We start from the raw sequence: 26,933 nt of genomic DNA, 5'->3' as shown, positions 1-26,933 counted from the left end.
CTGTTCAAGTCCCCAACTTTCCCTGCTAAAGAACAGCCTCACCACCTCCCCCATCAGAAGCTCACCGCTTCGCATTGAGTGTGAGTAGTTCAGCCTTCAAGATCAAATGCGATGACATCATCAATACACGATAAGATTTCAACTTTGACTTTTTCATGAATAGGATGGGGTAAATAGGCATCGCGGGCAGCAGCGCTCTCAAAAGTCATTAAAAATCCGTGCGTATAACCCTGATTCAAGCCTTCGTTGCTGGAATATCTACCACCTGTAAAGTAAGTGATACCAGGAATCAATTTCGTAATTTCTTGGAGATGTCTAAATATATCTGCAATCTTTTCAGCAGGAGTTTGTGGTTGAAATTTTAACAAAACTATATGTTGAATTAGAGGCATCTAAAATTTCCTTGTTTATACTTGTACAATTATTAGTGGTATACTGCTCAAATCTTGTCAATGGGGAGTCGTTGAGAAACTAACGCTAAACTCGACTTGATCCATTTTAGGCTATGTGTTGATGGAAATTAGCAAGAAGATGATGGGACAAGTTGACCATAAAAAATGAGAGATTTGCCGCGTTAGTCACCGCCGTTTGACTCTTAGTCATGAAATCTCTTCCAAACCCCAAAATTACTTGGGATCACGGAAGTTAAACTCAATCTGGAAACGCAATTTGTAGTAGTCGATGACTTGGACGGGTCTTTTTACCCCTGGCAGATAGAACTGCTATTATCAGCCGTTGCATGAACACAGGTTGAATTAAACTCTACCAAAGTAAACTTTAGGTAAAATCTAGGTAAAAATTTGTTTTACCTGGGATGGTAAAATCACGGCTAATTACAATTTGTATTGACAAACACTTTGAAAATTTGGCTTTGCATGGTCAAATAAGAATGATTTAATAGAATTCGTGCAAAAGTGTGAATCTGCGTCATTTTGTTTGCAGATTAGAAAATTTACTATTAGCTTTTGCCGAATATCTAATAACTACATGATTATTTAACGATGAACAACGCGATCGCTCGGACAACAGCATTATTATCAACTTGCGCTTTGTTACTAACAGGCTGTGGTGGTGGCACTAGCACTGTGACAAATTCTCCAAATAATAGTCCAAATAGTACCCCAAATAACACTGCAACCAATACAGCAGCGACAACGGGTGCATTGTCGGGTGCTATTCCTATCGGTATTGCCGTTGCCCAAACTAGCAATGTAGCATTACTAGGTCAAGAGCAAGTTGCTGGAGCCAAACTTGCCGAGAAGTATTTCAATAGTAAAGGTGGTGTTAATGGCACTCCAATTAAATTAGTGTTTCAAGATACTAGCGGTGATGAAGCAGGGGCAATTAACGCTTTTCAAACTTTAATTAACAAAGATAAAGTTATTGGGATTGTGGGACCAACTTTGTCACAGCAAGCTTTTAGTGCTGATCCTATTGGCGAACGGGCAAAAGTACCAATTCTTGGGCCATCGAATACTGCTAAAAACATTCCCGAAATTGGAGATTACATTGCTCGTGTTTCTGCACCAGTTTCCATCGTTGCGCCTAATTCGGTGAAAGCTGCACTTAAGCAAAACCCCCAACTGAAAAAAGTCGCAGTTTTCTATGCTCAAAATGATGCATTTAGCAAGTCAGAAACAGAAATTTTTCAGCAAACAGTTAAGGATCAAGGGCTGGAATTGGTAACAGTCCAAAAGTTCCAAACCAGTGATACAGATTTTCAAAGCCAAGCTACCAATGCAATTAATCTCAAACCAGATTTAATCATTATTTCTGGTTTGGCTGCTGATGGTGGTAATTTAGTGCGACAATTGCGGGAACTGGGTTATAAAGGTTTAATTGTTGGTGGAAATGGTCTAAACACATCGAATCTATTGACAGTTTGTAAGGCACTTTGTGATGGCGTGTTGATTGCTCAAGCCTACAGTCCAGAACATCCAGGTGAAATTAACGCAGCATTTCATAAAGCCTATACTGACGAATATAAAAAAGAGCCACCCCAATTTAGCGCTCAAGCTTTTGCAGCAGTGCAGGTTTATGTCGAAGCACTCCAAGCTTTAGATAAAAATAGCAAAGTTAACAAATTACAGCTACCAGAATTGCGGACGCAATTAAACAAACAGATTCTTGTCGGAACATACAATACACCACTGGGTGAAATTGGTTTTACTCCTCTAGGTGAAGTTGTTCAAAAAGATTTCTATGTTGCCCAAATAAAAATGGCAAAAGACGGTAGTCAGGGTAAATTCCTATTCCTCAAATAGTTGCTACATGAATATAAATATATTTTTACAGCAATTATTAAATGGTTTATCCATCGGCAGTGTCTATGCAATTTTTGCCTTAGGATATACCTTGGTTTATTCTATTTTGGGGATCATTAATTTAGCTCATGGTGCGATTTTTACCTTGGGTGCATATTTCACTTATGCACTTATGGGTGGTAACTTTGGATTTAACGGCTTGTTGGCTAATGCAGCCCTGCCGATAAAATTACCATTTGCTATATCTTTGATTTTAGGAAGTATCTTGGCGGGATTGGTAGGAGTAGTGATGGAACGTGTTGCTTTTCAACCTTTGCGTCGTCGAGGATCTGACCCTTTACTAACTGTTGTTTCCAGTTTAGGAGTAGCAGTGATCATTGTGAATTTAATTCAGTATTTAGTAGGCGCAGAAAGTTACACATACCCCGCAAATACTTACGGGAATTTGCCGCCTGCTATTAACTTTGGTAGTTCAGAAAACCCAATTCCTATTCGCAGTGTTCAGGTGGTAATTTTTACTGTATCAGTTGTGATTGTGGCAATTCTTACCTATTTTATCAATCGAACTAAATATGGTAAGGCAATGCAGGCGATCGCAGAAGATGCAACTACAGCTAGTTTGTTAGGAATAAATAGCGATCGCTTTATCATCCTAACATTCTTCATCAGCAGTTTTTTAGCAGGATTAGCAGGAACTTTAGTCGCTTCTAGTGTTAGTATTGCTGGGCCATATTTCGGCATTGCTTTTGGTTTGCGCGGTTTAGCGGTAATTGTCTTAGGTGGTTTGGGTAGTATTCCCGGTGCAGTGTTGGGAGGCTTGGTAATTGGATTAGTCGAGGCGTTTGTTCCTGCTGAATTCTCTGGATATAAAGACGCAGTAGCCTTTGGAATTTTGTTTATTATGCTATTAGTTAGACCCCAAGGTTTACTAGGACGGCGGTTTATTCAAAAAGTTTAAAGAGACGTAGCGTTATCGGCTTCTTGCAGGCTACCGCATACTCCTACGGAGAAGCAAGCTACGCGCAGCGTCTCGCAGAGAACAACACATAGACACAAAGTGGCTGACCGCAGGGTAGGACACAAAGAGAAGAAAGAAATGCTTAACTGAACTGTATTGACCGCAGAGGCGCAGAGTACACGGAGAAGTAGAATAGAGAGATTTTTACAACTGATTTCGGAGCGGTATAGTTGATGAAAATGATAGTTTTATTAAGCTTAATCAATATATTTTAAAATGGCTGATTTTTTCACTACTTACGGTTCTTTAATTGTCTCTATGGTATTGGGGGCGCTATTAGGATTATCACTTTACTTACCGCTAATGACAGGGCAATTGTCTTTAGCTAGTCCAGGATTTTATGCTTTAGGTGGGTATATTGCAGCAATTCTGTCCACAAAATTTTTGACATCTAGTATTAGTTTATATCCCATTCCATTATTGTTATTGGAGATGTTAATTGCTGGTGTAATTTCTGGTTTATTGGGTGTATTAGTGGGAATTCCAGCATTGAGGTTGCGAGGAATTTATTTAGCGATCGCTACTATTGCTTTTGTAGAAGTTCTGCGAGTCATCTCTCTCAATCTGGATATTACAGGCGGTGCTGTCGGGATTTTTGGCATTCCTCAACCTTTCCAAACACAACTTGAATATTTATGGATTGTTTTGCCCTTACTATTAATTAGTATGGTGTTACTTTACCGTTTAGAACGCATCCGAGTAGGAAGGGCATTTATAGCTATCCGTGAAGATGAATTAGCAGCGGGTGCAATGGGAATCAATCCCACTTATTACAAAGTTTTGGCATTTACACTAGGGGCTATGCTTGCAGGGGTTGTAGGTGCAATTAGCGCCCACTTCCTGAATACTTGGAATGCTCGTCAAGGTACTTTTGATGCCAGTATTATATATTTAACTTTTGTTTTGATTGGTGGTTCGAGAACTTTTTTAGGGCCGGTAGTCGGAGGTATAGTATTTACAGCCTTACCAGAGATTCTGCGAAGCCTAGCTGATACTGGTGGTTTACCTAATTGGTTAGCACAATTTTTGCGCGATGGGAGACTAATTATTTTTGGCTTACTAATAGTAATAGGTACAATATTTTTCCCCCAAGGGCTAATTACTCCAGATATTTTCCAAAGACGCAAAATCCCAAAGTGAACTATTCATAATAATATGCAAAAATGTCACATAGTACTCCAGCAGCTAACAGTAATATTGTCTTAGAAGCACGAGCATTGACTCGCCGCTTTGGTGGTCTAGTAGCAGTTAATAATGTATCTTTCAGTGTAAATAAATATGAGATTTTTGGACTGATTGGGCCTAATGGTGCTGGCAAAACAACACTGTTTAATTTGATTACCGCTTTCATTCCACCTTCTAGCGGTCAATTAATTTATCAAGGTGGACAAATTTCTCAACTGCGTCCTCATCAAATTGCTGCTTTAGGTATCGCCCGTACCTTCCAAAATATCCGCTTGTTTGGGGAATTATCGGCATTAGAGAATGTGATAATTGCTCGGCATTTACATATTAAAAGTAATATGATTGCAGGAGTTTTGGGATTACCACCAGCGCCTAGTGAAGAACTTAAAACTAAGCAAAAAGCTTTAGATTTATTGGATATGATTGGCTTGAGCGATCGCGCTGACCAAAAAGCCAAAAACTTTGCCTACGGTGATCAGCGTCGCTTAGAAATTGCCCGCGCTTTAGCATTAAAACCACAAATCTTACTCCTCGACGAACCGGCGGCGGGGATGAACCCCAACGAGAAGCAGCAACTCAGTGCATTTATTCGCAGCCTGCGCGATCGCTTCAATTTGACGATCATCCTGATTGAACACCATGTACCTTTGGTTATGGGTTTGTGCGATCGCATTGCGGTATTAGATTTCGGTCAATTAATTGCTTTGGGTGAACCATCTGTAGTCAGAAATAATCCAGCGGTGATTGAGGCTTATTTAGGCAATGAATGACTATCTGTCTCAAATTACAAAACCTGTTGCAATTCCTCAATATTATTTGCAGTTACAACATTCCGTAAAAATGTCTTCAAACGCTCTAAATCATTAATTTGATTGATTTGTGGCATTAACTGTAACCCGTTATCACCGAATTTCAACTCTAAATTAATTTCAATACTAGAAAGTATTCCTCGCAGTTCCCCGCGTGCTTCTCCTTCGCGTAAAATTTCCTGATACCAAGGCGACTCACGTAATACAGTCATATCCCACCTCATGATTTCTTGAATTAGGGCACTCTCTAAAACAAACGTCGCAAAAAAAGCTAAGACCGTTTCGAGTTGGTTTAGTTGTTCATCAGCACGGAGAATTTGCAATGCTTCTCTAATAGTAGATTCATTTTCACCACCTTTAAGAATAGGTACAAACGGCAGTAATGATGGTAAAGGTTGTTCAAAAGCAATGTTGACATCGACTTCCCACAAGTTAATTACCCGATAATCTTGTATTGCCCGTAATCCAGCAATATTTGATGTAAAGCTTGTGGGTATTTCGTTGTTACCGGTTTTAAGAATGTTGATGAGAACGGGGTATGTTGGTAAGTTATATTTTTCTTCTGCAAGTGCAGCGTATGCAAGCATTCGACGTGGCATTTTGGATTGATAGCGTAATTGCAATTCGTTGAGAACCAGAAATTCTCCGTTTTGGGGACTTGTGACACGGATTAATACATCACTTTCTCGGCTAATCCACTGAAATTCACTGGTGAGAATTTCCCCAGCAACGAGATTTGGAATCTGGGTTACCCATCTTACCCAGTTGTCGGGTGCAAGACTGATTAATTTTTTGGTACTGACATCGGCAGGTTTTGCCATCGGAGTGTAGATGCTCTCAAGAAGTGAGATTTATCGTAACTTGAAGTGTGGTATTACATCTAAAGAATATTTATCAAGTAAGCTTTTAGCTGCTTTATTCGTCCGCAATGTTGGTAACGGCTAGTGATCGGGTTGCGCGATCGCCAGCTATTAAGAATGAGTTACGAAAAAATTTGGGCCTTGGAGGTGAAATCTTACCCGGTTTGAATGTGATTGCAGGTTATGCTTACACGGATGCCACAATCACCGAAGACGAGACTTACACACCAGGTAATCGCCTCAACAATGTACCCAAAAATAGTTTCAATTTGTGGACGAAGTATGAAATTCAATCTGGTAGTTTCAAAGGACTCGGCTTTGGTTTGGGATTATTCTATATAGGCTCACGCCAGGCAGATTTAGACAATTCCTTTGAACTGCCGAGCTATTTGCGTACTGATGCTGCCATTTTCTATAAACAAGGACAGTTGCGCGCACAGCTTAATTTCAGAAATCTGTTTGATATGGATTATTTTGAGTCTGCTCGTGATCTTTTGCGTGTTTATCCTGGTGAGCCGTTCACGGTGCAGGGCACGATTTCGTGGGAGTTTTGATCTTCCCTAGTACAGCGGACGCGTAAATAAGCAGACCATTGAAAAGCCCTAAAGAGCTTATTCCATAGTACTTTTGAATGAGTGACTTTTGACTTCCGCCTTGCGGTACTAGTCCCTTGAAAAGGCTACTAAGCTAAAAATCGTATTGATTCATAAATCTTCTTAACAAAGAGGGTTTTGGTTCCTGGAGTGTTTAGCGTCGGGCGAGGCATTTACATTCCGTTCCAATAAACCACTTGCGGGAATTACTGAAATAACAGTAATAAATTTGGATGCCAATACGATCCGGGTGACAGTCATAGGTGAGCCAAGCTCACCAACAGTCGAGTTCTTTGACAGTGATGAAGGTTTGATTTTTACCGTCCCACGTTGGATCTTTCCGGTCTCTTAAATACCGATAAAACGATTCGCTATCGCTTGAATATAGCGTATGAAAACTCTGGTAGCTTTGTGGACTTTGTGAAAACGGAGCAGGCATTCATAGCACCTGTTATCAGTTTTGACCTGGGGAAGAATACCACCCTGGTTCTAGAAGGTGAGTATCTCAATACCTCCAAAGTAGAGTACCTGGGTATTCCAGCAGTAGGTTCACTATTACCCAATCCCCTTGGCAGAGTTCCCCCACTCTCGGTTTATCGATGACCCAGAATACCAGACCAGAGTACAAGGGGAATGAACCGAGTAATGTTGCCCGAAACAGTGCCAGTTTATGGACAACCTATGAAATTCAAACTGGAGGTTAGAAAGGGTTGGGATTTGGGGGTGGAGTCACTTTTGTGAGCGATCGCCAGGGAGACTTGGAAAATACATTCACGTTGCCTAGCTATGTGCGAACCGATGCAGCGATTTATTACCGCCGTGACAACTGGCGAGTGGGGCTGAATATCAAGAACTTATTTGATGTTTACTACTTTGAAAGTGCCGATAGTATAGACAGTGTGTATCCTGCCGCACCATTTACAGTTTTGGAAACAGTTTCAATCCAGTTTTAAGTCCCGCTAGAGGGTAATCAGTTTTTGGGTTGAGCGTTAACGCAGCTTACCGGAGGTATCGCATGTCCAATTCCCTTGAAGATTTGAATAATTTAGGCAGATATAATTATGAGAAATTCTTCTAAAGAACTCACAGCGATCGCGCTATCCATTAAATTTTCTAATTTTTCCGCACTCTCGCCCTCAAGCCTTACTTCCACTTCATGAGGAATTTCGCCAAAGCGTTGTTGCAATACCCGGATTAGCTGCCGTCGCGCACCCTCTTCAATACCTCTTTGCTCAATTTCATGATACCAAGGCGATTCTCGCAATTCTACCATATCCCACCTCATGATTTCTTCTACTAAAGGCGTGTCTAACACAAAGCTAGCAAAAAATGCCAGCAGGGATTCTAACTGGTTCAACTGTGCATCTGCTCGTAGCGCCTGTAGTGCGCGTTGCACAACTGATATCTCTCCTCCTCCTCGCAGGATTGGCACAAAGGGTAACAACGATGGTAGTGGTTGCTGAAATACTATCTCAGCATCGATTTCCCACAAATTAATCACGTGATAATCTTGGATGGCACGTAATCCCAAAAATTCCTGCTCGTAGCTATTGACAATAGTTAAGGTGGATCGAGGCGGTAAAATGTTGATCAGTACTGGGTAAGTTGGTAGTCGGTAGCGCTGTTGTGCTAAGGCAGCATAGGCTCTCATGCGTAGAGGCATATGGGCTGTGTAACGCAACTGTAGTTCGTTAAGTACCAAAAAATCCCCGTGGGTAGTGCTGTATGCCTTCACTAACACATCTGTTTCGCGGCTAATCCACTGAAATTCAGAGCCGAGAATTTCTTTCGCTACAACTTCAGGACGCTGTGTCACCCACTGTACCCATGCATCAGGAGCTAAATTAATTAGTCGCTTGCTACCAATATCTGCTGCTTTTGTCACAGGACGCTTGATATGCTTATCAGTAATTAATGGTATATCACAATGATTGCAGTATTCTGGCGTTATTTTTTAAGTTGAAGCAATAACTATAAGGGGAGCATCTCAATGAGTGGAAAAACACGCCTGTCCTGGCGAATGGAATTCGCGCGCCACTTGACGCCAGTCCGCTCCCAGACCCGCCCGGCTAACTCCTCTGGGGAGACCCCAGACGCTCTCTACAAGACGCTCTTGCGTTCGCGGACTCCCCCTTCTCACATTGCCAGAGGCTAGCGCCTGCCGTAGGATGCCCGGAAGGGCTGTAGAGAGAATTTGGTTATACAAGACAAAACCCACCTCTGTGGGTTTCAAATTCTTGGAGTTTGCGTAGGCGGACGAAAGTTTGTGTCGCCGCCATTTCTAATCGCCAGGTATATTTGCAAAGGTGAGATGCTCTCGACTATAACGGGCTACTTAGCGTCGCACTGTTTTAGGAAATGTATGATTGATGTATCTTAGGTTTTGAATCAACATTTCTGGATATAAACCGCCAATGAACGCCGATATTAGACCTAATTATACAATTCTAGAAGTTCAAGAACTTGATGTTAATTATGGTGGTATTCAAGCTCTAAAAAAGATTAATTTAATTATTAAAAAAGGTGAGGTGGTGACTCTAATTGGTGCTAATGGTGCTGGTAAAACTACTACACTCCGCACCATATCTAAAATAGTTAATCCTAAGAGTGGGGTGATTATCTATAATGGACATAATATTACCCGCCGACAAACTCACGAAGTTGTACAACTTGGTATTGCTCACTGTCCAGAAGGACGCAGAGTATTAGCACGGCAAACAGTGTTTGATAACTTACTTTTGGGTGCTTATATTCGCTCTAATCAAACAGAGATAAAAGCAGATATTCAGCACCAATTTGAGCTATTTCCGCGATTGTCACAAAGACGTGATCAACTAGCAGGAACCCTCAGCGGTGGTGAACAACAAATGTTAGCGATCGCTCGCGCTGTAATGAGTAAACCACAACTCTTACTTTTAGACGAGCCTAGCTTAGGTTTAGCACCTGCGATCGTTCGGGAAATCTTCTCCATTATTGAAAATCTTCGGGCTACAGGCGTAACTATTTTGTTAGTTGAACAAAACGCCAATCTGGCACTACAAATTGCCGATAGAGGATATGTTTTAGAAGCTGGTTCTATCACTTTAACAGGCGCAGCATCAGAATTAATTACTGATGAACGAGTTAAAAAAGCTTATTTAGGGTGATTAATTAAATGAAAACTAGGAAGGTACAAGCAAATGATAAAATCACCAATTAAACCCCTAACTTTAGAAGAATTTTTGAAACTACCAGAAACAAAGCCTAGCTCAGAATACATCAACGGTCAAATTATTCAAAAGCCAATGCCTCAAGGAAAACATAGCAAATTACAGGGAAAGTTAGTCACAGGTATAAATGAAGTAGTTGAAAGTCGAAAAATTGCCCTTGCGTTCCCAGAATTGCGGTGTACTTTTGGTGGACGTTCAATTGTGCCAGATGTAGCCGTATTTGCTTGGGAACGGATTCCCTTAGATGAGCGTGGAGATGTCGCTAATGTGTTCAAGACATATCCAGACTGGACAATTGAGATTCTTTCGCCAGATCAAAGCCAGACTAAAGTAACCGGAAATATTTTGCATTGTCTAAAGCATGGTAGTCGCTTCGGTTGGCTGAATGATCCAGATGAGCGTTCTGTTTTAATCTATCCACCAAAGCAGCAACCAGAACTTTTACAAGAAGAACAAGAAATATTACCAGTTCCAGATTTAGTTAGCGGCTTTCAGTTAACTGTAGGGCAACTATTTGGATGGCTGAAGTTATAAGCAATTGTATAGATTCATATCTAGCTTTGGAAATACTAAAGGTAGTAATTTACTGAAGTCAGAGCGAGATAATGGATTTCGTGAATTTAAGAAAAACAGGTAATAGTTGGAAATTTGCGACTGAAGCTGATTTAGAAGATTTTGTCTGGGCAAATTTAAAGGAACTTTTCGGATTAATTCCGCTAAAGCGACAATATTATGTTAAAGGTCAAATTTGTGATATTTTAGCCTTGAATGAGAAGAGACAGTTAGTAGTGCTGGAATTGAAAAACGGTGAAGACAGATATATTGTTCAGCAACTAACTCGATATTATGAAGCTTTACTTGAGAATAAACCCTTTCAGGAAGAGGTTGATTATGGACAACCCATTGGTTTAATAGCGATTACAGCCAGATTTCATAGAGATAATTTTACAGATAGAAAGTATAACTGTCTTTCTATTGAGTTTTTACGTTTTGAAATTTTGACAGATGATGAAAGATTTTATCTATATTTAAGAGATATTGATAATCAAAAAATTTCAGAGGTAGAAATTCATTATAAAGAAAACAATATTTCTATTGAGGATCTTCCTCAGCAACCAAAAATACTTGATAAGATTTTGAGTTTTTGTAATCCTCAGCAAAAAGAACAGTTAATAAATCTCCGGCATAAAATTCTTATATTTGATAGACGTATGCAAGAAATTTCAGTGCCTGGAAGCATTAAATATGGAAAAGCAACAAGTTGTTTTTGTGCTGAAATTTGTTCCGATAGCAAAGGACAACCAGTGTTATTTCTCTGGTTGCCTTTAAACTCTTCTGATAGTAAAAGGATTGGGAGAATGAAAATTTGGACGGATTGGGAAAATTATACTTTAATTGAAGGCCATGTACCAAAAGGAATTCGCACAAAAGCAATTAGCAAAACAGAAAAACAGCGTCAAAGGGGAGTTGAAATGAAAATATTATGGAGTCATTCAGGAGGTATAAGGTACAAAATAGGTAGCAAGGAAGTAAGTGAAACGGAATACATCAATGAAGACAAAAAACGACATCAAGATTATCAAAATGCTATTAAATCTCGAAAAACTTTGAATGAGCTAGTCGATATTGCTTTAGAAAATTGGCTAAAAAGGCTTTAAGTAAAACTACACTGATCCACTGATAAGTTTTCCAAATAGTTTATATTATTACAAAACATTACAAATTTTGTCATATATTAATATTTGCAGCCCTCCTTGCAGATATCTATATATTTGTTTAGCGGCGAATTCTATTCACCGGAATAATTAAACCCATGAGTCAAATAGTCTGGATAGCAAGACACGCTAACCGCCTCGACTTCGTAAACCCTGATTGGTTTCTCACCGCCGAACGACGCTACGATCCACCTTTGTCTGATGATGGTATGGTGCAGGCACAGCAGTTAGCTAAACGATTTAAAGGAGAAAATATTGCCCATATTTTCGCTTCTCCTTTCCTGCGAACCGTACAAACGGCAAACGCAGTTGCAGAAGTGCTTAACTTACCGATCAAATTGGAAACAGGTTTAAGTGAATGGCTAAATCCAGTTTGGATGACAGAAGAACCCGAAAGACTCTCAACTCCAGCATTAGCAGAGTTATTCCCCAGAATAGACGTTGGCTATACTTCGCGCATCGCCGCCAATTATCCTGAAACTCGCGAAAAAGTACGAGAACGTTCTGGACAAACTGCTAGATGTTTAGCTACTGAATTCCTCCCAGACAATATTCTGCTAGTAGCACATGGTGCATCTGTGTTGGGGGGAGCAATGGGGCTAGTAGGGGAAATTGCCATAACAGAAGTTAAAGCTTCTTTATGTTCCCTGGTAAAAGTGGTACGCGAAGATCCAGAATGGTTATTAGAACTAAAGGGAGATACTTCCCATTTAACCCACATAGAAGAAGTTATTCGATTTGCTTAAATCTCTGATAGGGATTTGCGTTCATGGCTTCTGCGAGGTTGGGTATATCCTACAAAAAAAGTAATTAATTCACGAATAAGTTTTATGACTTTGTTACTAGCAGGGGACATCGGCGGTACGAAAACTATTCTGCGGTTGGTTGAAACATCAGACTCACCAAGTTCAGATCCTATTTATCAGGAAAGTTTCCACAGTGGCGAATTTCCCGATTTAGTACCGATAGTGCAGCAGTTTTTGGTCAACGCTAATACACCCATACCACAAAAGGCTTGTTTTGCGATCGCAGGCCCGATTGTCAAAAATACTGCCAAGCTGACCAATTTAGCCTGGTTTTTGGATACCGAACGTCTAGAACAAGAATTGGGTATCCCACAAATTTCTTTGATTAACGACTTCGCCGCCGTTGGCTATGGCATTTTAGGTTTACAAAAACAAGACTTGCTGACGTTGCAGGTTGGCAAATCTCAACCCGAAGCCCCCATTGCCATTATTGGTGCTGGTACTGGCTTAGGGCAAGGATTTTTAATTAAGCAGGGAAACTACTATCAAGTCTTTTCCTCAGAAGGTGGACACACTGATTTTGCTCCCCGAAACGAGATTGAGTTTCAATTATTAAAATACCTGCTGAATAAACATGATATCCAACGCATTTCTGTAGAACGCGTAGTTTCTGGAATGGGAATTGTCTCAATTTACCAATTTTTGCGCGATCGCAAATTTGCCCACGAATCACCAGACATCGCCCAAATCGTCAGAACTTGGGAACAACAAGCCGGACAGGAAGAGAAAATCGATGCTGGTGCTGTCATTGGTACAGCTGCACTAGAAAAACGCGATCGCCTCTGTGAACAAACTTTGCAATTATTTATAGAGGCTTATGGTGCAGAAGCCGGAAATCTTGCCCTTAAACTCTTACCTTACGGTGGCTTATACGTCGCTGGTGGAATTGCACCCAAAATCCTGCCCTTAATGCAAGACAGCAGTTTCTTATTAAATTTCACCCAAAAAGGCAGAATGCGCCGTCTCCTTGAAGAGATACCCGTGTATATTATCCTCAACCCGCAAGTGGGACTAATTGGTGCTGCTTTACGTGCTGCTGGGTTATAACAGCTAGCATCATCAGTGATATCAGCATCTCAAAAGGCAAAAAATATGACAGTTAAAAGTCTGTTGCCATTAATCGCCGCCACCCTTGTCTGTGGTGGATGCATTCTGGTGGAAGCACGTCAACCCAAACCTCCAGCGGCTATTGTCAAACCAACCGTTTCTCAACCTACACAGCCACAATGGAAGTTATTCACCGCTCCAGATGGGCGCTTTTCTATTCTGATGCCGGGAAGTCCCAACAGAAATACCGAATACCAAAAAACTTACATGGGGAAAATTACCTTAGAAATATTTGTCGCTCAACCACCAAAACAGCAAGTAGCATATGTAGTTGCTTACAATGATTTTCCTTATAGTTACGGTCAAATGGCTGACCCCCAAGCTGTACTTAATAATGTACGAGATATGGCTTTAAAGACTACAAAAAGTAATTTAATTAGTCAACGAAACATTCGTAGTTCCAATAATCATCCTGGCAAAGAAATTGAGTACATCAATTCTGGAGGGAAAATCACTAAAAGTAGAATGTATGTTGCCGAAGGAAGACTATATCAAGTAATGGCAATAACTACAAAAAAACAGCAGAAGACATTAGCTAAAACTATTACAGGATATTTAAATTCCTTCCATGTAGTTTTGAAAAAGTGAAATAACTTAATCAAAAGACCTCTAAGAGGTTTTACTACGCAAAACCGTCCCTCTCCGACGGGCGAGAGGGACTGACTTTAACTTTAATTCAAGTCAGGGAGAGGTTCATCAAACTCACCTTGTCTTACGAGTTCCGCAATGCACTGCAAACCGGATAAATAATTGTGGATTGTCACTAACAATATTTTTCCATTGACTCCTAAATTCTGCTGTATTTTAATTATTTCAATTTTTTAGCTCATATCATACAACTTATACGCTACTCAACCGCTTGCTCAAACATGATTTCTAACACTAGGATGTCATGCTAAAAATCATTACCTATTATAAAACCAAGTGAAATAAATGGTTAATACTACTGATACCGCCGTTACCGCTGGTTCTTTTAGCACCCTAGTTGATGCAATCAAGGCTGTCAATCTGATAGATACTCTCAAAGGTGTTGACTCGTTTATCGCCTCTGCATCCACAAATGAAGCTTTTGCAAAGCTTCCAGCAGATACTGTAGAGACATTGCTTAAAAATATTGATAAGCTCCAGCAACTCCTGACGTATCACATTGTTTCCGGCAAGGTGATGCCCATAAAGTCGATTGAAGGTTCAAGTTTAAAAATTGACCCTTTCTATAATGTCAATGTTGATTATGACCCACAGCCTCAAAACCCGATGATGCTGATGATAACGGTGTCATCCACATCATTATTGATTCCTGAGTCAACAAACGTATAGATAGCTAATAAGGTGTGTGGGCTAGAAACTATTTATAGTAGACCTCTTGTATAAATTTAAATTGTCATGTTCAGCGGAGCGAAACAGAGTAGTGAGATTCTTCTCTCCACTGCGTTCTGCTCAGAATGACATTCCTGATTATTTGACTTTTGCAAGAGGTCTAGTCACTACCTCACGTTTGTCTAAATATATGTTAGTAAATACTTTAGACAGCGATATGATTATTCTGCAAATGGGCCTGAGGAGTCAACACAACATCATTAAATTGCTTTAAAAATTCAAGGTTTTCAGATGGAAGCTTTATTAAGGAATCTAACTAATCTGAGTATTGATTGCAGTCAAGGTTTTATATCTACGGAAATCAATCCAGTTATGCTCAAGAGGCATACTTGCCTTTGCTGTTCTAACACTTTACTCCGTTATCTGCGTTTAAAAACACTTTACTGGCGTTGTAGCCACTGTAATGAGGAAATGCCAGTTTAAATTAGAAAACGCAACCGGAACAGCTAGAGATTAATCTGATGATGCTAGCTACTTTAGCCCTTTTGTACTATTCTCATCAAATAAAAATCGTTCGTGAACGATGTAAAGAAATATTTGTATTTCTTAAGAGAGCGTTAGTTAAGCTTGCTTGCGTTCGCATCCGTGGATATTAGCAAAGTTACTCAACAATAAACTACAGTAACCTCGAAGCAAAGGCTATCTTTAATCAACTTTAAGAAAGTGTAGGTATCTCCATGAATTTATTTTCATCTAATCAATCAGAGTTATTTTGGTGGGTAGAAATTAACACCACCGTTCCCTGCTGTACTTATTACTTTGGGCCTTTTAATAGTAAAAAAGAGGCACAACTTTCTAGAACTGGCTACGTTGAAGACTTATATCAGGAAGAAGCCAGAGGCATTGTTGCAGTGGTCAAGCAATGTCAGTCTGATCTCCTCACAGTTTTTCAGGATAGAAGCAGAAGCCGAAAGAAACATATTTAGTTATTGAAGCCCTGACTATGTTTTGTGTCGTAGTTAATCAATTCATTCGCTAAATCAAACAACACCAACTTATGGTACAGAAATCAGGTACTTCTCTCCTGTATTTCAGGTAGTATATATGGACATATTGACCGCTCTCAACCACCACCTTTCTGGCTCCCTAGTATTCCACAGAGATTTGGGCTTGCTATTAATTACCGAAATATATTCTTATAGCTTCGAGCAGGTGAGGGTAAGGATGAAATGCCGCAGAGAAGTTAATATACAGCTTAAGTTTCTGAGCGAGATTGGCATTGAGCCGAGATAAGAGTGAAAACGGAAATAGGGCTGAAAAGACTTGATTTTTGGATATCAGAAACGTGCAGTATTTGACCAACTAATGTTTGCTCTAAAATCATGGAAATTTCTTCTAAATTTAGATATACCTTGCTGGCTTTGCTAGAACTAGCTAAACACCACGAACAGGGAGAATTATTGCCAATCGAACAGATTGCATCTGTTCAGCAAATACCAGAGCATTATTTAGAGCAAATTTTCATGAGCCTACGGCGTTCTGGTTTAGTCCATAGTCGGCGGGGAGTTAAGGGGGGTTATTTACTGAGCAACCCACCAGAACAAATCACACTGTTGGAGATTCTGAATTGTCTGGAAGGAGTTAATAGTCAACAACAGTGTGTAGATGCCTCTCAAACTATAGGAAATATTCTCATCCAGCAAATTTGGCAGGAAGCAATGTCCTCTGCAATGACAGTTTTTGAGGGCTATACGTTACGAGATATATGCTATCAACAACAACAGATGCAACACTTCGATTCCATATATCACATTTAGCTGTTCTTTTTGTCAACAAAACTCATCAGATAGCTTATTCAGTTCAACGAGCTCATTTATACTATCAAATATTAATTGTGGGAAGGCATTTAGACTACAACCTCACAACAGCCGATCTTAGCATTGGCTCTTAAACATCCCTACAAGACAGCACAACCGCAGATGTCACTAAGTTTTAAGGCAATGGATTTTCGTACTGAGGGGTGTTTGATATCAAACTTGAGCTTTGTTACACACAGATAATCGGTAAAAGGCGATTGCGTCTGGCACTGCCCGTTGCGGTAAAAGTAGCCAAATCACATTTTGACGCCACCCGTCGTCTGTAAATTTTACTCAGACTAGGTTTTGGGTTGCCAGATTGGTCTATTATTACGTTTTGTGTCGTAATTAATCAAATATATCAGAAAATCAAACAACGCTTTGTGATATTACAATAAAAGAACTTTTCACTTAATTTATTGCAAAAATCCTTCTTTTGGTAGTTTTCTCTGAGCCTATCCTTCTACTGACACCTAACACTAAAGATTTTTCAGCCCACTTTGCACTTGAATCCCTAATTGCAGGTCTTATTATGAATTTAATTAATGGCTTTTGCTTGACAGCTGGGATACTCAAAGGTGTACAAGTACTCGTTGTAGACAACGATCGCGATAGTAGAGATTTGTACGCATTTTTACTTACAGAGATGAGCGCAAATGTGATTACTGCTGGTTCGGTAAAAGAAGCTTTAGAAATCCTGAATTGGTTCACACCCAACATCATTGTGACTGAAATTAGATTTTTAGGTGAAAGTATTTATACATTGCTAAATAGATTGAATGCTATGAAAGCAGACAATGGCAACCATATCCCAATCATTGTGACTTCAACCTCTACCACAGGTACTCATGACCAAATTCCAGATGTAGAGTTTGAAGAATATTTACTTAAACCATTTGACCTTGACAAATTTGTTTCCATGATTAGGAATCTAGTACAGGAAGTTGTGACGGAAAATTTTGGCCCAAATGTATTAGTTTACACTAATATACTAAGCGCTTCTCAAAGCCACAATTGGGTCGAGTTTAGCCGCGCGACGTGCAGGAACAACGCCAAAAAATAAACCAATACCACCAGAAACACCAACTGCCATAATAATCGCTGTTGGAGAAAGTGCCGCTTCTAAGGGAGTTAAGGCTCCCACTAATAGAATGCCACTGACGCCAACCGCAGTCCCAACTAGACCGCCAGCGGCTGAAACTATTACTGCCTCAATGATAAACTGTAGCAAAATATCTTGCTCAGTTGCGCCGATCGCTTTTCTCAATCCGATTTCTTGGGTGCGTTCGGTGACGGAGACAAGCATAATATTCATGATGCCAATGCCGCCGACAAACAGCGATATACTTGCGATCGCTGCTAACATAATTGTCAATGCACCTGTGATTTGACCGACAGTTTGCAAAGCATCTTTTTGAGAGCGAAGAGTAAAGTCATCTTCACCATTAATTTTGTGTCGGAGGCGCAGCAAATTAGTAATTTGAAATTCTGCTGCATCCACGCTATCTGAATCACGAGCGGCAGCGACGAGGTAATCTAAAGCAATACCATAGGGAGAATTCTTTCCCACAAGTCGGTTTGCTGAGGTTGTAATCGGTATTACCGCAGCATTATCATAATCTGCTCCGACGCTGGAACCTTTGGCTATTAACGTCCCAATCACTTGAAAGCTGGTATTTCCAACTCGCAATTGCTGACCGATAGCATTACTATTACCGAATAGTTTTTCTGCCAAGTCTCCACCTAGCACAACGACTTGGTTACTTCGCTTGATGTCTACCTCGCTAAAAAACCTACCTTTAGCAGTTTCAAAATCCCGCACTGATAGAAAACTGGGAGTTGTGCCAATAATGTTGACATCAGTGTTTCTGTTGCGGTATGTAATTACCTGTCTTGTATTTAACTCAGGCGCAACTCCTACTACAGTTGGTACTTGAGAGGCGATCGCTTCAGCATCTTGCAACACCAGAGTTTTTGGCACTTCAAAGGAGATACGCTGAGTTTCTCGATTACCTGGCAGGATAAACAGCACATTTGGCCCTAATGACTCCAGCTGTTTATTAACGTACTTTTGCCCACCTTCGCCAATGCCAATCATGGCAATCACTGAGGCGTTGCCAATAACTATACCCAGCATGGTGAGGGCACTACGCAGCTTATTTGACAGCAGGGTTTTACCTGCCATCTTAAGGCTTTCTAAGGGGTTCATACTAATTTGTAATTCGTAATTAAAATTTCAAAAATATTGTAATCAGAGGTTTTCTATGCGTTAACCTGTTGAAACAATATATTCTTGCTAAGGGAATTATTTATTATTTTGTTGCTTGGCCTTTTCGACTTTGTAGTCTTTGGGTGGGTTGATAAAAATGCGATCGCCTTCTTTAACTCCCTCTAAAATCTGAGTTTGGTCTTGGATTTGCGCTCCAACTGTAATTTCGCGGAACTGGGGTTTATTCTTTGCATCTGGTACAAGTACACCAGTTTTACCCTTTTCGGTGACGATTGACACTGTTGGTAATACCAAGGCATTATTAACGCGATCGCCCACAAAAGTCAGATCCACATTTAAGCCAGAACGTAGTTTATCTGTGCCAGTATCGAGAGCAACCCGCACCTGGAAGGATGTCACACCTTGTTCTATCACTGCTTCTGGAGCAATCAGGCGCACATGACCTTTAAAAACTTGATCGGGATAAGCATCGGCGACAATTTCCACCTGCTGTCCCTGTTTAATTCTGCCAAGATCGGCTTCGGGAACTTGAGCTAATACTTCTAAACCGCGTGCTACGGCGACAATTGAACTGGAAGTTGCCGACGCACTAGTAGAAGCAGAAGTTGTGGGTGTGACAAACGCACCTGGATCGGAATACTTTTGCGTCACAATTCCCGAAAGAGGAGCGCGAATAATTGTATCTTCCAACTGCACTTGCACACCCTTCAATTGGGCCTCAGCAGCTGCAACAGCTGCTTGGCGCTGGACAACTTCCTCAGGACGGGTGCCATCTTGCAACAGTACTAATGCTGCCCGTGCTTCAGTAACAGCTGCTTGGCGTTGGTCAATTTCCTCAGTTCGACTGCCAGTTTGGACTAACGAGAATCGTTTTTTAGCTTCTTCTAGACTGGCTTTAGCACTTTTGTCTTCACTGATGGCTTGATCGAGTAATTGTTTATTCTCTGCTCCCTGCTCGTATAGGTATTGATAACGCTTTACCTGTCCAGTGGTGTAATTCGCCTTTGCTTGAGCCGCATCCACTTGGGATTGAGATTGAGCAATCTCTTGGGGACGATTACCAGCCTGAGCTTGGGCTAGCTGGGCTTGAGCTTGTGCTAACCGTGCCTTTGCTTGAGCGATTTCTTGAGGACGACTACCAGCAACGGCTTCGGCTAGTTGTGCTTGACTTTGGGCTAAGTTAGCACGGTACTGGCTCCTTTGGGCCTCAATGCTGGCACTATCCATGCGAGCGAGAATTTGCCCTTGTTGAATGCGATCGCCTTGTTGTACATATAATTGCGATAGCACTCCAGGGTTCTTCGGACTAATATTTACGCTCTGAACTGGCACGATTTTACCACTAGCTGTAATCCTCAAGGTGACGTTTTTCGCTGCCACTGGCACAGTTAATTGAGCAATGTCTTCTTTTGTCCCTTGATTTACCAGGGTGTAGGTTGTGATACCAACAACCAAGGCACTCCCTGCTATCAGCCCCATCAGCCAGCGGAATGGATACTTAACTTTGCCAAAATCAGGAATTTCTATGTGCGTAGCCATATCTAGAAGCCTATAAATCTTGCTTTATGGGAGTAGCTGTAATTAAAGGACAAGTGCAGGAAGGTGGAGTTGTTAAAATTTTTGGATTAAATCTTTAATTAGTGAACTAACAACTAGACGCATAATTAGATTCATAGTTGCTTAATCTTACTTCATAATAGGTATTAAATGTCTGTATGTCTTCACCTAAATGGGTGACTTTAGCCACATTGTCAGGTCAAATGCTAGCAGACGGACTATAAGTGAGGTTGCATTTAATTTCCACCCAGGCTTCAGCCTTTGTCGTTACCCATATCTTTTTAATCTCTGGCTTCGTTGCTAACCCGTAGCTTACTTTTAATTGCCACATTTTTGGCGATCGCCACTATTGCACCAAAGAAGCCACAATACTTAGGATGTTAGCTTGCAGTATTGAAGCATAATGCTTGACGTAGAGGCAAAGCGGAAGACTGCGAAACTCCGGACTTGTCGTCAAACCGATTACCATAACTAGTTACTTCATCGAAAAAATAAATAAAGTCGAATTCAATAAGCAAAATACTTAAATGAGAAAGCATTTAGTTTAAATGCTTTCTCAAAATGCCTGATTGCTTTCTGATTTCGGTAGATTTAGCAAGCAAAAAGACATATTGCTTTCTCAAAATGTCTGATTGCTTTCTGATTTCGGTAGATTTAGCAAGCAAAAAGGCATATTGCTTTCTCATTTGGGTAGATCGCGCACTCATGTTGGTGTTTTGGGCAAGCAAAAAGGTATATTGCTTTCTTAATTCACCTGTTTGCTGACTTGTATCAGTAATTTCAAATTTGAAACTGTTCAATCTCAAATCTGTCTTGGAAAGTTCTGTTTGCCCTTGCACCACGTTGAACCAATGAAGCCATAATACTTAGGATGTTCGGCTTGTAGTTTTTGTTTGAGTTGCCATACGCGCCACGCTTAAGCAAAAGAAACTTATAACGGCTTCTTTGGTATCCTTGTCCTGCGATCGTTGTTGAAAGTCACCATTGCAGATACATGCCGAGATATTGAACTGAGTCGTCTAGAAGCTATCTTTGAGCGCTTTTATCTGGAAGAAGGATTCTTGCAAGTGTGGGTAGAAGCACAACTTGAGATTTTGGGAAAGGGCGATCGCTCTTGCCTAAAAATCCTGTTTTTGTCTGATTGTGTCCTGCAAATGCCCTGTGTGGGTGAAATATTAGCATTTGGGCGGTGCAGATGAGGTCGAATTTCACTTTAGTAAGTGTTTCAAACTATACTATTTAGATGTAAGGTTTGAAATACTAGGCTTTAGAGTAACATGAATTATATCAAAGCTTTTAAAGCAAATACGGAATTAATTCAACAATTCCATGAGGATAATGCTTATTTAGCTTGGTCAATGGCTCTTTATTTAGACTGTCCAGATGCTGAACAGTTAGCAGCTGAATGTCTTACAGATGATGGCAATGATAAAAAGATTGATTTCATACGCCTAGACTGGGACTCTAAGAGAATTGTTTTTGCTCAAGGATATTATTCATCAAGAAAAGTTGACAGTGCGCCTGCAAACAAAGCATCTGATCTAAATACAGCTTCTGCTTGGCTAATATCAGGAGATGTTAATGAAGTTCCTGATAAGTTAAAAGCCATTATTAATGATTGTCGTAGTGCCCTGGAAAATGGAGATATAGAGCAGATTGATTTACTATATGTTCATAATCTTCCAGAATCAGTAAATGTATCTAAGGAACTGAATACTGCCGCAACTTATCTTTCTAAAAGTTTACAAAGTGATGCTAATATCATTGTTATTGCACGCGAATTAGGAACTGAAGCTCTTGAGCGATTATATTCTGCACAAGAGTCATCTATAGCGGTTAAAGATAGTATTGAATGTCCTACTAAAGTTCAGTTTACTGAGGAAGGTCCATCTTGGAAATCTGCTATACTATCTATTCCTGGAGTCTGGTTAAGAGACATTTTTAACAAGTATGGCGATGACCTATTTTCTGCAAATTATCGGGGTTTTTTGGGTATAAATAAGCGCAGGAAGATAAACACTGGTATTCGTCAATCAGCAGAAAATGATTCAAGTAATTTCTGGGTATATAACAATGGAATTACGATCCTTACACTGGGATTTGAAGAAAATAAACGTAGTAGTACAACAACACTTCAAGGAATTTCTATTATCAATGGCGCTCAAACAACAGGTTCAATTGGTTCACTAGATATTACCAAGTACGATTTAAAAGAAGTGAAAGTTTTGTGCCGGGTTATTCAATGCTCAAATGCAGCTACAATTAGTCAGATAGTTAAGTATAATAATACCCAAAATGAAATCACAACCTGGGATCAGTATAGCAATAGTGCTGAACAAAAGCGTATCTTTGAGGAATTTAGAAACTTTGGTCATGAATACTCATTGAAAAGAGGCTTCAGTTCATCTTCTGTACAACTAGGGATTGAGCAAGTAATCCAACCAATGCTTGCATTTGTTGGTGATTATATAAGTGCTAGTAGAGGTAAAAATTCTCTATTTGAACGTCGTAGTTCTTATGAAAAAGCATTTAAAGAGAAAAAATCAAGGCATATTTTATTAGTACATACTCTTTCAAAAGCAATAAATGTATACAAGGTAGAACTAAATAGAAAAAGAGTTAATAATCAGTTAGTTTCTATTGAAGAAAAACAAATAAATTTATTTAGGAATTTAACATTTAAAAGTTTTTTGATAGCTATTATAGGTAAGTGTCTAGAGTCAATTATTGGTGAAAAGGTTGATTCATTACAAGTTGCATTTACACCGGAAGCATCGAAAATTAGTAATAAGTCTATTAATGATTTAATTGCATTATGGCTACCAATTGTAACCACTGTTTTAGCATATGTAGCAAATGTAATAGATAAAGATTTATCAGAGATATTGTCCGAAAATGATTCACTTGAAAGTATTTCTAGCAAGGTGAGTATGTTTATTTATGTAAGTCAGGCTACTAACCCTAATCCGGCATTTACATCTTTCAAAAACTTTGTATCTCCCAAAGGGTAAGTGATTAATAGTTGGAAAAATACTAAGGTAGTAAAACCACAAAAAATAAAAATAAAAAACTATAAACAAGAGAAATGATGATACTTTGGGCATCGCTCTCCATCATCTGATCATGCGATCGCACCCCACACACTACTAAACTAGAAAGTAAGATGCTCACAATAGCCTATGGACGCCACAACAACCACTTTACCTTCTACACTCAAATTGAAAATAGACTTAACTGATGATCAATTTTTCCAGATGTGTCAGCAAAACCGCGATTATCGATTTGAGCGTACAGCATCTGGGGAATTATTAATTATGCCGCCTACAGGTAGTGATACTGGCAACCGTAACTTTGATATGGTTGTTGAATTAGGAATCTGGAATAAACAGACTAAATTAGGTAAAGGTTTTGACTCTTCAACTGGCTTCACCTTACCCAATGGTGCAGAACGTTCTCCCGATGCTTCTTGGGTAAAAATTGAGCGGTGGAATGCTTTAACCTCAGAACAACAAGAAAAATTTGCTCCGATTTGTCCTGATTTTGTAGTAGAGTTGCGTTCTCGTACTGATTCCTTGAAAGAATTGCAGGATAAAATGCAGGAATATATCGAAAATGGCGCTCAATTAGGCTGGTTAATTGACCGGAAAAACAAGCGAGTAGAAATTTATCGTCCAGGTAAAGATGTAGAGATATTAGACAATCCTACTAGTTTATCAGGAGAAAATGTCCTACCTGGATTTGTGTTGCATTTACAACAGATTATGTAGCTTTATCGATTAGGATACACATAGCGCATTTCAAAGCGACTTTGTTCCCAAAGTGGTAGCAAAGCCTGTTTAGCAGCATTTAATTGAGCTTGCGAGAAAGATATTTTTCCATTTTGTATAATCCAAATAAATGTGCGAGTTATTAAATCTGCCTTTAAACTATTCTCGTATTCACAATTATTTATTCTTGCTACTTGCTGATCTAAGCAATCCATAGCATATTTAAAAGTTAAGTTTTTCCAGTTTGTAGAATTGTGAGGAATTTCTTCCTGCGTATTTTTCCACTCAACCCTACACAAATTTCCGATAATATAGTCTATACCTGTTATAGACGAATCAGTATTACGCACCAAATTTGCATAGGCTTGGTAATATGGTTTCAAGAACGAAGCAGGAATATTTTCTACATATATATGTAGCCAAGATTGGATGTCGCGAAGATAAGGTACTAAATCTCTGAGATGATCAATTTCTTTAATAAGCGCCCGGTCACTTGTGTGATTTGTTATTTTAGCTAACAATTCAGCTTCAGATAGTTGAGATTTTCTTGAGTAATAATTAATAACTTTTGGAATATATTTCTCTAATAACCACTGTTTGGTATATCTAGCTGTCCAGGTTCCCCGGACTCCAATATCTTGCTGCAATAAGGTTAATTTATCTGTCTCAATAGATTGTAAATTAACATCATTTAGCTCATAGATTATGTTAATTTGATTATTCGGCAATAAATATAAATCTCTATCAATTTTGGGTAATATAAATGTATGATCGCGAATTCCTCGACTGACTCGAATTGATATATATTCTCTATGGAAGAGATGCCATTCTGACTTGCCTTTAGTATAATCAAATTCATTAGCAAACTGCTGCATTAACTCCCATAATTCTTGTTTTACAGAAAAAAGGATAAAACCGCGACTTTCGGAAAATTTGACGAATTCAAAATTCCATGTTTCTAAAGTATTTTCAAATTCAATTATTAAATTTTTATATTCTTGGCAAACTCCATCAATACACAAACACAAATCTACTGCTTCTAATTCTGATAAGATTAGAGTTGTTTGACCTAAATATACCTCAAAAGTATTTTTATCTAACTGTTTAAAAAACCGACGACATCCCCAATCTGGCTGGGTGTGCAATCCAGTCATTAATTGACCTAAAATATCTTGATGATTTAAGTAAATTTTCAGACCTCTTAAAATGATGCTGCTGAACTCTATTTCACAATTACCCTCTCCAAAAGCTTTGGGTAAATTACATGCGATCGCTACTTTTGTTTTCACAACAATTAAGCGATAGCCTTCTCTCGTAGTGGAAGGCTCAAAATCACATTGTTCTAAAACATCCTGTAAATCTGGATAGCGTCTAATAAATCTTTCTATTAAGTTATATTTAGTATAAATTAAAATACTGGGTGTATTTTTATCGATATTTTTAACCAAATCAAAATTGAGTTGATTATAAAAGTTTGAAGCAATATCAATATTTCTAAGTGTATCTATATCTAAATCAAATATCGATTCTTCCTTATGGTAACGTAGGCGTTTAAAAACCTTTATTTGATATCCGTTAGTAACTATAAAAAATAGTGGATTAAAATGAATACTATAAAATTTAGCTTGCTCAATAGCGTCATTGAATTTATTTTTATACGGTTCTATTGCTTGAATAAAAATCAGTGAGGTATCTGTATTTTGTTGCTCAATATTATCTGTTGTATAATAAATATGAGCAATTTCTGGATTTTTGCCGTACTTTCCTGACTTAGATGTTTTTAAAGGGTATTCACGATGACATTTCTCTGGATAGCAGAGATAGTGAAACATTGGCAAAATTAACTTTTCTTTTACATCATCTTCATTTCGTAAAATCCGATGGTCAAAACCTTGTATCCATGTGATGAATTTTTTAATTGACTCTGGAATAGTCATCAGATAATCTACCTGCTAGATAAGTTTGCTATGCCTTATTTTATTTGTTTGTATAATTAGCAATTTATCAAGTCAGGTTGGATAGTATAGTGATTTTGAATACTATAATGAAACCATTCGTCTTGAACTTCACCTGGTAGCATCTCAATGAGTGTAAAATATGCCCAGCTTTGGCGAATAGAATTCATCCGCTAGTTGCTTTAAGTCGGCACCGAACGCCAGTCATCAGATAAGGGAAACCCGTCTTCTCCTAAGGGAGACCACTCATGTTCAGTGCTGGCTACCCAACGCACTGGCTTGGCTATAACGATCGCAGCTAGCCAATTAAACAACAAAATCAAGAAGCCTTTTTAACTAGTATTTTTTGAATCCAAAATATATCTGATTAACTAAGTATTTGATTATCCTCCAGGCGCGGTTGCATTGTAGATAACCGAAATTTTATTGTGTGCGATCGCCCAATTAAGATAACCCGATAATTAATAACCCACGACTTGGTTTATTAGCACTAATAGTAACTGAATTAAACCGCGTCCACCTTGAAAACTGTAGTTCTTTCGGTATGAAAAGAAAAAACCCTCATCCCCCAGCCCCTTCTCCCAAATTTGGGAGAAGGGGAGCCGGAAATAAGTCCCTCTCCCTACTTGAGAGAGGGATTTAGGGTGAGGGCAAAAACTACGGTTCTCAACATAGATGAGGTTTA

Annotated in this window: 26 protein-coding genes and 3 pseudogenes; 20 read left to right on the top strand and 9 right to left on the bottom strand. The window is 39.3% G+C overall.

The genetic code is table 11. The annotated features are described in order from the left end of the window. Nucleotides 1-89: 89 nt before the first annotated feature. Both Q0541_RS19135 and Q0541_RS19130 read right to left on the bottom strand, forming a co-directional pair. Nucleotides 90-392 carry a Dabb family protein gene (locus Q0541_RS19135; RefSeq protein ID WP_298913628.1) on the bottom strand — a complete coding sequence of 101 codons (303 nt, stop codon included), beginning with the start codon at nt 390-392 and terminating at the stop codon, nt 90-92. Between the two features lie 106 nt (nt 393-498). Next, a pseudogene (locus tag Q0541_RS19130) lies at nt 499-689 on the bottom strand (IS4 family transposase); the annotation flags it as partial. 312 nt (nt 690-1,001) lie between these two features. Here Q0541_RS19130 and Q0541_RS19125 point away from each other — a divergent pair. The 4 genes from Q0541_RS19125 to Q0541_RS19110 all read left to right on the top strand — a co-directional run bounded on the left by Q0541_RS19125 (nt 1,002) and on the right by Q0541_RS19110 (nt 5,237). Then, entirely contained in the window at nt 1,002-2,264 is a 1,263-nt protein-coding gene (locus Q0541_RS19125) for an ABC transporter substrate-binding protein (protein WP_298913625.1), read from the top strand. Between the two features lie 7 nt (nt 2,265-2,271). Then, nucleotides 2,272-3,222 carry a branched-chain amino acid ABC transporter permease gene (locus tag Q0541_RS19120; RefSeq protein WP_298913622.1) on the top strand — a complete coding sequence of 317 codons (951 nt, stop codon included), beginning with the start codon at nt 2,272-2,274 and terminating at the stop codon, nt 3,220-3,222. Nucleotides 3,223-3,498: 276 nt separating this feature from the next. Next, nucleotides 3,499-4,422, top strand: coding sequence for a branched-chain amino acid ABC transporter permease (locus Q0541_RS19115; RefSeq protein WP_298913619.1), 924 nt, complete (start codon nt 3,499-3,501; stop codon nt 4,420-4,422). A gap of 23 nt (nt 4,423-4,445) precedes the next feature. Then, on the top strand, nt 4,446-5,237 hold the full coding sequence (locus Q0541_RS19110; protein WP_298913616.1) for an ABC transporter ATP-binding protein: 792 nt from the start codon (nt 4,446-4,448) through the stop codon (nt 5,235-5,237). 14 nt (nt 5,238-5,251) lie between these two features. Here Q0541_RS19110 and Q0541_RS19105 read toward each other — a convergent pair whose 3' ends face one another. After that, nucleotides 5,252-6,097, bottom strand: coding sequence for an Rpn family recombination-promoting nuclease/putative transposase (locus tag Q0541_RS19105; protein WP_298913613.1), 846 nt, complete (start codon nt 6,095-6,097; stop codon nt 5,252-5,254). 173 nt (nt 6,098-6,270) lie between these two features. Between Q0541_RS19105 and Q0541_RS19100 the strand changes: the two are divergent. From Q0541_RS19100 to Q0541_RS19085, 3 genes and pseudogenes are all read left to right on the top strand, one after another. Beyond that, a pseudogene (locus tag Q0541_RS19100) lies at nt 6,271-6,690 on the top strand (TonB-dependent receptor); the annotation flags it as partial. Nucleotides 6,691-7,107: 417 nt separating this feature from the next. Then, nucleotides 7,108-7,332 (top strand): hypothetical protein, encoded by a 225-nt coding sequence (locus tag Q0541_RS19090; protein WP_298913610.1) that lies wholly within the window; start codon nt 7,108-7,110, stop codon nt 7,330-7,332. 107 nt (nt 7,333-7,439) lie between these two features. After that, on the top strand, nt 7,440-7,682 hold the full coding sequence (locus Q0541_RS19085) for a TonB-dependent receptor (RefSeq protein ID WP_298913608.1): 243 nt from the start codon (nt 7,440-7,442) through the stop codon (nt 7,680-7,682). Nucleotides 7,683-7,774: 92 nt separating this feature from the next. On the opposite strand, the gene Q0541_RS19080 is transcribed toward Q0541_RS19085, so the two are convergent. Further along, complete coding sequence (locus tag Q0541_RS19080) at nt 7,775-8,614, bottom strand: Rpn family recombination-promoting nuclease/putative transposase (protein WP_298913605.1); 840 nt, start codon at nt 8,612-8,614, stop codon at nt 7,775-7,777. A 529-nt stretch (nt 8,615-9,143) separates the two neighbouring features. Between Q0541_RS19080 and Q0541_RS19075 the strand changes: the two genes are divergently transcribed. From Q0541_RS19075 to Q0541_RS19030, 10 genes and pseudogenes are all read left to right on the top strand, one after another. After that, nucleotides 9,144-9,875, top strand: coding sequence for an ABC transporter ATP-binding protein (locus Q0541_RS19075; protein ID WP_298913602.1), 732 nt, complete (start codon nt 9,144-9,146; stop codon nt 9,873-9,875). 33 nt (nt 9,876-9,908) lie between these two features. Next, a complete protein-coding gene (locus Q0541_RS19070; protein WP_298913599.1) occupies nt 9,909-10,472 on the top strand; it encodes a Uma2 family endonuclease in 564 nt (187 codons plus the stop codon). An 80-nt stretch (nt 10,473-10,552) separates the two neighbouring features. Beyond that, nucleotides 10,553-11,596 (top strand): endonuclease NucS domain-containing protein, encoded by a 1,044-nt coding sequence (locus tag Q0541_RS19065; protein WP_298913597.1) that lies wholly within the window; start codon nt 10,553-10,555, stop codon nt 11,594-11,596. Between the two features lie 155 nt (nt 11,597-11,751). Beyond that, nucleotides 11,752-12,399, top strand: a complete 648-nt coding sequence (locus Q0541_RS19060) for a histidine phosphatase family protein (protein ID WP_298913595.1) — start codon at nt 11,752-11,754, stop codon at nt 12,397-12,399. Between the two features lie 84 nt (nt 12,400-12,483). Further along, nucleotides 12,484-13,506, top strand: a complete 1,023-nt coding sequence (locus tag Q0541_RS19055; protein WP_298913588.1) for a glucokinase — start codon at nt 12,484-12,486, stop codon at nt 13,504-13,506. 45 nt (nt 13,507-13,551) lie between these two features. After that, nucleotides 13,552-14,154, top strand: coding sequence for a hypothetical protein (locus tag Q0541_RS19050; protein WP_298913585.1), 603 nt, complete (start codon nt 13,552-13,554; stop codon nt 14,152-14,154). A gap of 345 nt (nt 14,155-14,499) precedes the next feature. Next, nucleotides 14,500-14,867 (top strand): annotated as a pseudogene (locus Q0541_RS19045) (fasciclin domain-containing protein). Between the two features lie 753 nt (nt 14,868-15,620). Further along, complete coding sequence (locus Q0541_RS19040) at nt 15,621-15,869, top strand: DUF1816 domain-containing protein (protein ID WP_298913582.1); 249 nt, start codon at nt 15,621-15,623, stop codon at nt 15,867-15,869. 396 nt (nt 15,870-16,265) lie between these two features. Then, a complete protein-coding gene (locus tag Q0541_RS19035) occupies nt 16,266-16,700 on the top strand; it encodes an Rrf2 family transcriptional regulator (protein ID WP_298913579.1) in 435 nt (144 codons plus the stop codon). Between the two features lie 571 nt (nt 16,701-17,271). After that, the gene (locus Q0541_RS19030; protein ID WP_298913576.1) at nt 17,272-17,802 is read left to right on the top strand and encodes a response regulator; all 531 of its coding nucleotides are present in this window, start codon (nt 17,272-17,274) and stop codon (nt 17,800-17,802) included. Here the strand turns inward: Q0541_RS19030 and Q0541_RS19025 are convergent. Together Q0541_RS19025 and Q0541_RS19020 are read right to left on the bottom strand one after the other, a co-directional pair. Beyond that, on the bottom strand, nt 17,731-18,948 hold the full coding sequence (locus Q0541_RS19025; RefSeq protein ID WP_298913573.1) for an ABC transporter permease: 1,218 nt from the start codon (nt 18,946-18,948) through the stop codon (nt 17,731-17,733). The genes Q0541_RS19030 and Q0541_RS19025 overlap by 72 nt on opposite strands. 96 nt (nt 18,949-19,044) lie before the next feature. Continuing rightward, nucleotides 19,045-20,508, bottom strand: coding sequence for an efflux RND transporter periplasmic adaptor subunit (locus Q0541_RS19020; protein ID WP_298913570.1), 1,464 nt, complete (start codon nt 20,506-20,508; stop codon nt 19,045-19,047). Nucleotides 20,509-21,497: 989 nt separating this feature from the next. Between Q0541_RS19020 and Q0541_RS19015 the strand changes: the two genes are divergently transcribed. The 3 genes from Q0541_RS19015 to Q0541_RS19005 all read left to right on the top strand — a co-directional run bounded on the left by Q0541_RS19015 (nt 21,498) and on the right by Q0541_RS19005 (nt 24,293). Further along, complete coding sequence (locus Q0541_RS19015; protein ID WP_298913567.1) at nt 21,498-21,725, top strand: hypothetical protein; 228 nt, start codon at nt 21,498-21,500, stop codon at nt 21,723-21,725. Nucleotides 21,726-21,803: 78 nt separating this feature from the next. Next, nucleotides 21,804-23,537 (top strand): AIPR family protein, encoded by a 1,734-nt coding sequence (locus Q0541_RS19010; protein WP_298913564.1) that lies wholly within the window; start codon nt 21,804-21,806, stop codon nt 23,535-23,537. A 168-nt stretch (nt 23,538-23,705) separates the two neighbouring features. Next, nucleotides 23,706-24,293, top strand: coding sequence for a Uma2 family endonuclease (locus tag Q0541_RS19005; protein WP_298913561.1), 588 nt, complete (start codon nt 23,706-23,708; stop codon nt 24,291-24,293). Nucleotides 24,294-24,295: 2 nt separating this feature from the next. Here Q0541_RS19005 and Q0541_RS19000 read toward each other — a convergent pair whose 3' ends face one another. The 3 genes from Q0541_RS19000 to Q0541_RS18990 all read right to left on the bottom strand — a co-directional run. Further along, on the bottom strand, nt 24,296-26,230 hold the full coding sequence (locus tag Q0541_RS19000; RefSeq protein ID WP_298913558.1) for a type I restriction enzyme HsdR N-terminal domain-containing protein: 1,935 nt from the start codon (nt 26,228-26,230) through the stop codon (nt 24,296-24,298). 200 nt (nt 26,231-26,430) lie between these two features. Further along, nucleotides 26,431-26,565, bottom strand: a complete 135-nt coding sequence (locus Q0541_RS18995; RefSeq protein WP_298913555.1) for a hypothetical protein — start codon at nt 26,563-26,565, stop codon at nt 26,431-26,433. Nucleotides 26,566-26,709: 144 nt separating this feature from the next. After that, nucleotides 26,710-26,933 (bottom strand): hypothetical protein (locus Q0541_RS18990; RefSeq protein ID WP_298913551.1); only part of this gene is annotated, 224 nt, incomplete at its 5' end.

Origin of the sequence: uncultured Nostoc sp. (genome assembly GCF_937863485.1) — a bacterium.
Taxonomy (GTDB): Bacteria; Cyanobacteriota; Cyanobacteriia; order Cyanobacteriales; family Nostocaceae; genus Nostoc.
This window is presented reverse-complemented; position numbering and strand designations above follow the sequence as displayed.

What these genes read in the sequence shown, in the direction of transcription:
- Q0541_RS19135 (WP_298913628.1), bottom strand. Translation starts at nt 392, where the DNA reads ATGCCTCTAATTCAACATATAGTTTTGTTAAAATTTCAACCACAAACT.
- Q0541_RS19125 (WP_298913625.1), top strand. Translation starts at nt 1,002, where the DNA reads ATGAACAACGCGATCGCTCGGACAACAGCATTATTATCAACTTGCGCT.
- Q0541_RS19120 (WP_298913622.1), top strand. Translation starts at nt 2,272, where the DNA reads ATGAATATAAATATATTTTTACAGCAATTATTAAATGGTTTATCCATC.
- Q0541_RS19115 (WP_298913619.1), top strand. Translation starts at nt 3,499, where the DNA reads ATGGCTGATTTTTTCACTACTTACGGTTCTTTAATTGTCTCTATGGTA.
- Q0541_RS19110 (WP_298913616.1), top strand. Translation starts at nt 4,446, where the DNA reads ATGTCACATAGTACTCCAGCAGCTAACAGTAATATTGTCTTAGAAGCA.
- Q0541_RS19105 (WP_298913613.1), bottom strand. Translation starts at nt 6,097, where the DNA reads ATGGCAAAACCTGCCGATGTCAGTACCAAAAAATTAATCAGTCTTGCA.
- Q0541_RS19075 (WP_298913602.1), top strand. Translation starts at nt 9,144, where the DNA reads ATGAACGCCGATATTAGACCTAATTATACAATTCTAGAAGTTCAAGAA.
- Q0541_RS19070 (WP_298913599.1), top strand. Translation starts at nt 9,909, where the DNA reads ATGATAAAATCACCAATTAAACCCCTAACTTTAGAAGAATTTTTGAAA.
- Q0541_RS19060 (WP_298913595.1), top strand. Translation starts at nt 11,752, where the DNA reads ATGAGTCAAATAGTCTGGATAGCAAGACACGCTAACCGCCTCGACTTC.
- Q0541_RS19055 (WP_298913588.1), top strand. Translation starts at nt 12,484, where the DNA reads ATGACTTTGTTACTAGCAGGGGACATCGGCGGTACGAAAACTATTCTG.
- Q0541_RS19050 (WP_298913585.1), top strand. Translation starts at nt 13,552, where the DNA reads ATGACAGTTAAAAGTCTGTTGCCATTAATCGCCGCCACCCTTGTCTGT.
- Q0541_RS19040 (WP_298913582.1), top strand. Translation starts at nt 15,621, where the DNA reads ATGAATTTATTTTCATCTAATCAATCAGAGTTATTTTGGTGGGTAGAA.
- Q0541_RS19035 (WP_298913579.1), top strand. Translation starts at nt 16,266, where the DNA reads ATGGAAATTTCTTCTAAATTTAGATATACCTTGCTGGCTTTGCTAGAA.
- Q0541_RS19030 (WP_298913576.1), top strand. Translation starts at nt 17,272, where the DNA reads ATGAATTTAATTAATGGCTTTTGCTTGACAGCTGGGATACTCAAAGGT.
- Q0541_RS19025 (WP_298913573.1), bottom strand. Translation starts at nt 18,948, where the DNA reads ATGAACCCCTTAGAAAGCCTTAAGATGGCAGGTAAAACCCTGCTGTCA.
- Q0541_RS19020 (WP_298913570.1), bottom strand. Translation starts at nt 20,508, where the DNA reads ATGGCTACGCACATAGAAATTCCTGATTTTGGCAAAGTTAAGTATCCA.
- Q0541_RS19010 (WP_298913564.1), top strand. Translation starts at nt 21,804, where the DNA reads ATGAATTATATCAAAGCTTTTAAAGCAAATACGGAATTAATTCAACAA.
- Q0541_RS19005 (WP_298913561.1), top strand. Translation starts at nt 23,706, where the DNA reads ATGGACGCCACAACAACCACTTTACCTTCTACACTCAAATTGAAAATA.
- Q0541_RS19000 (WP_298913558.1), bottom strand. Translation starts at nt 26,230, where the DNA reads ATGACTATTCCAGAGTCAATTAAAAAATTCATCACATGGATACAAGGT.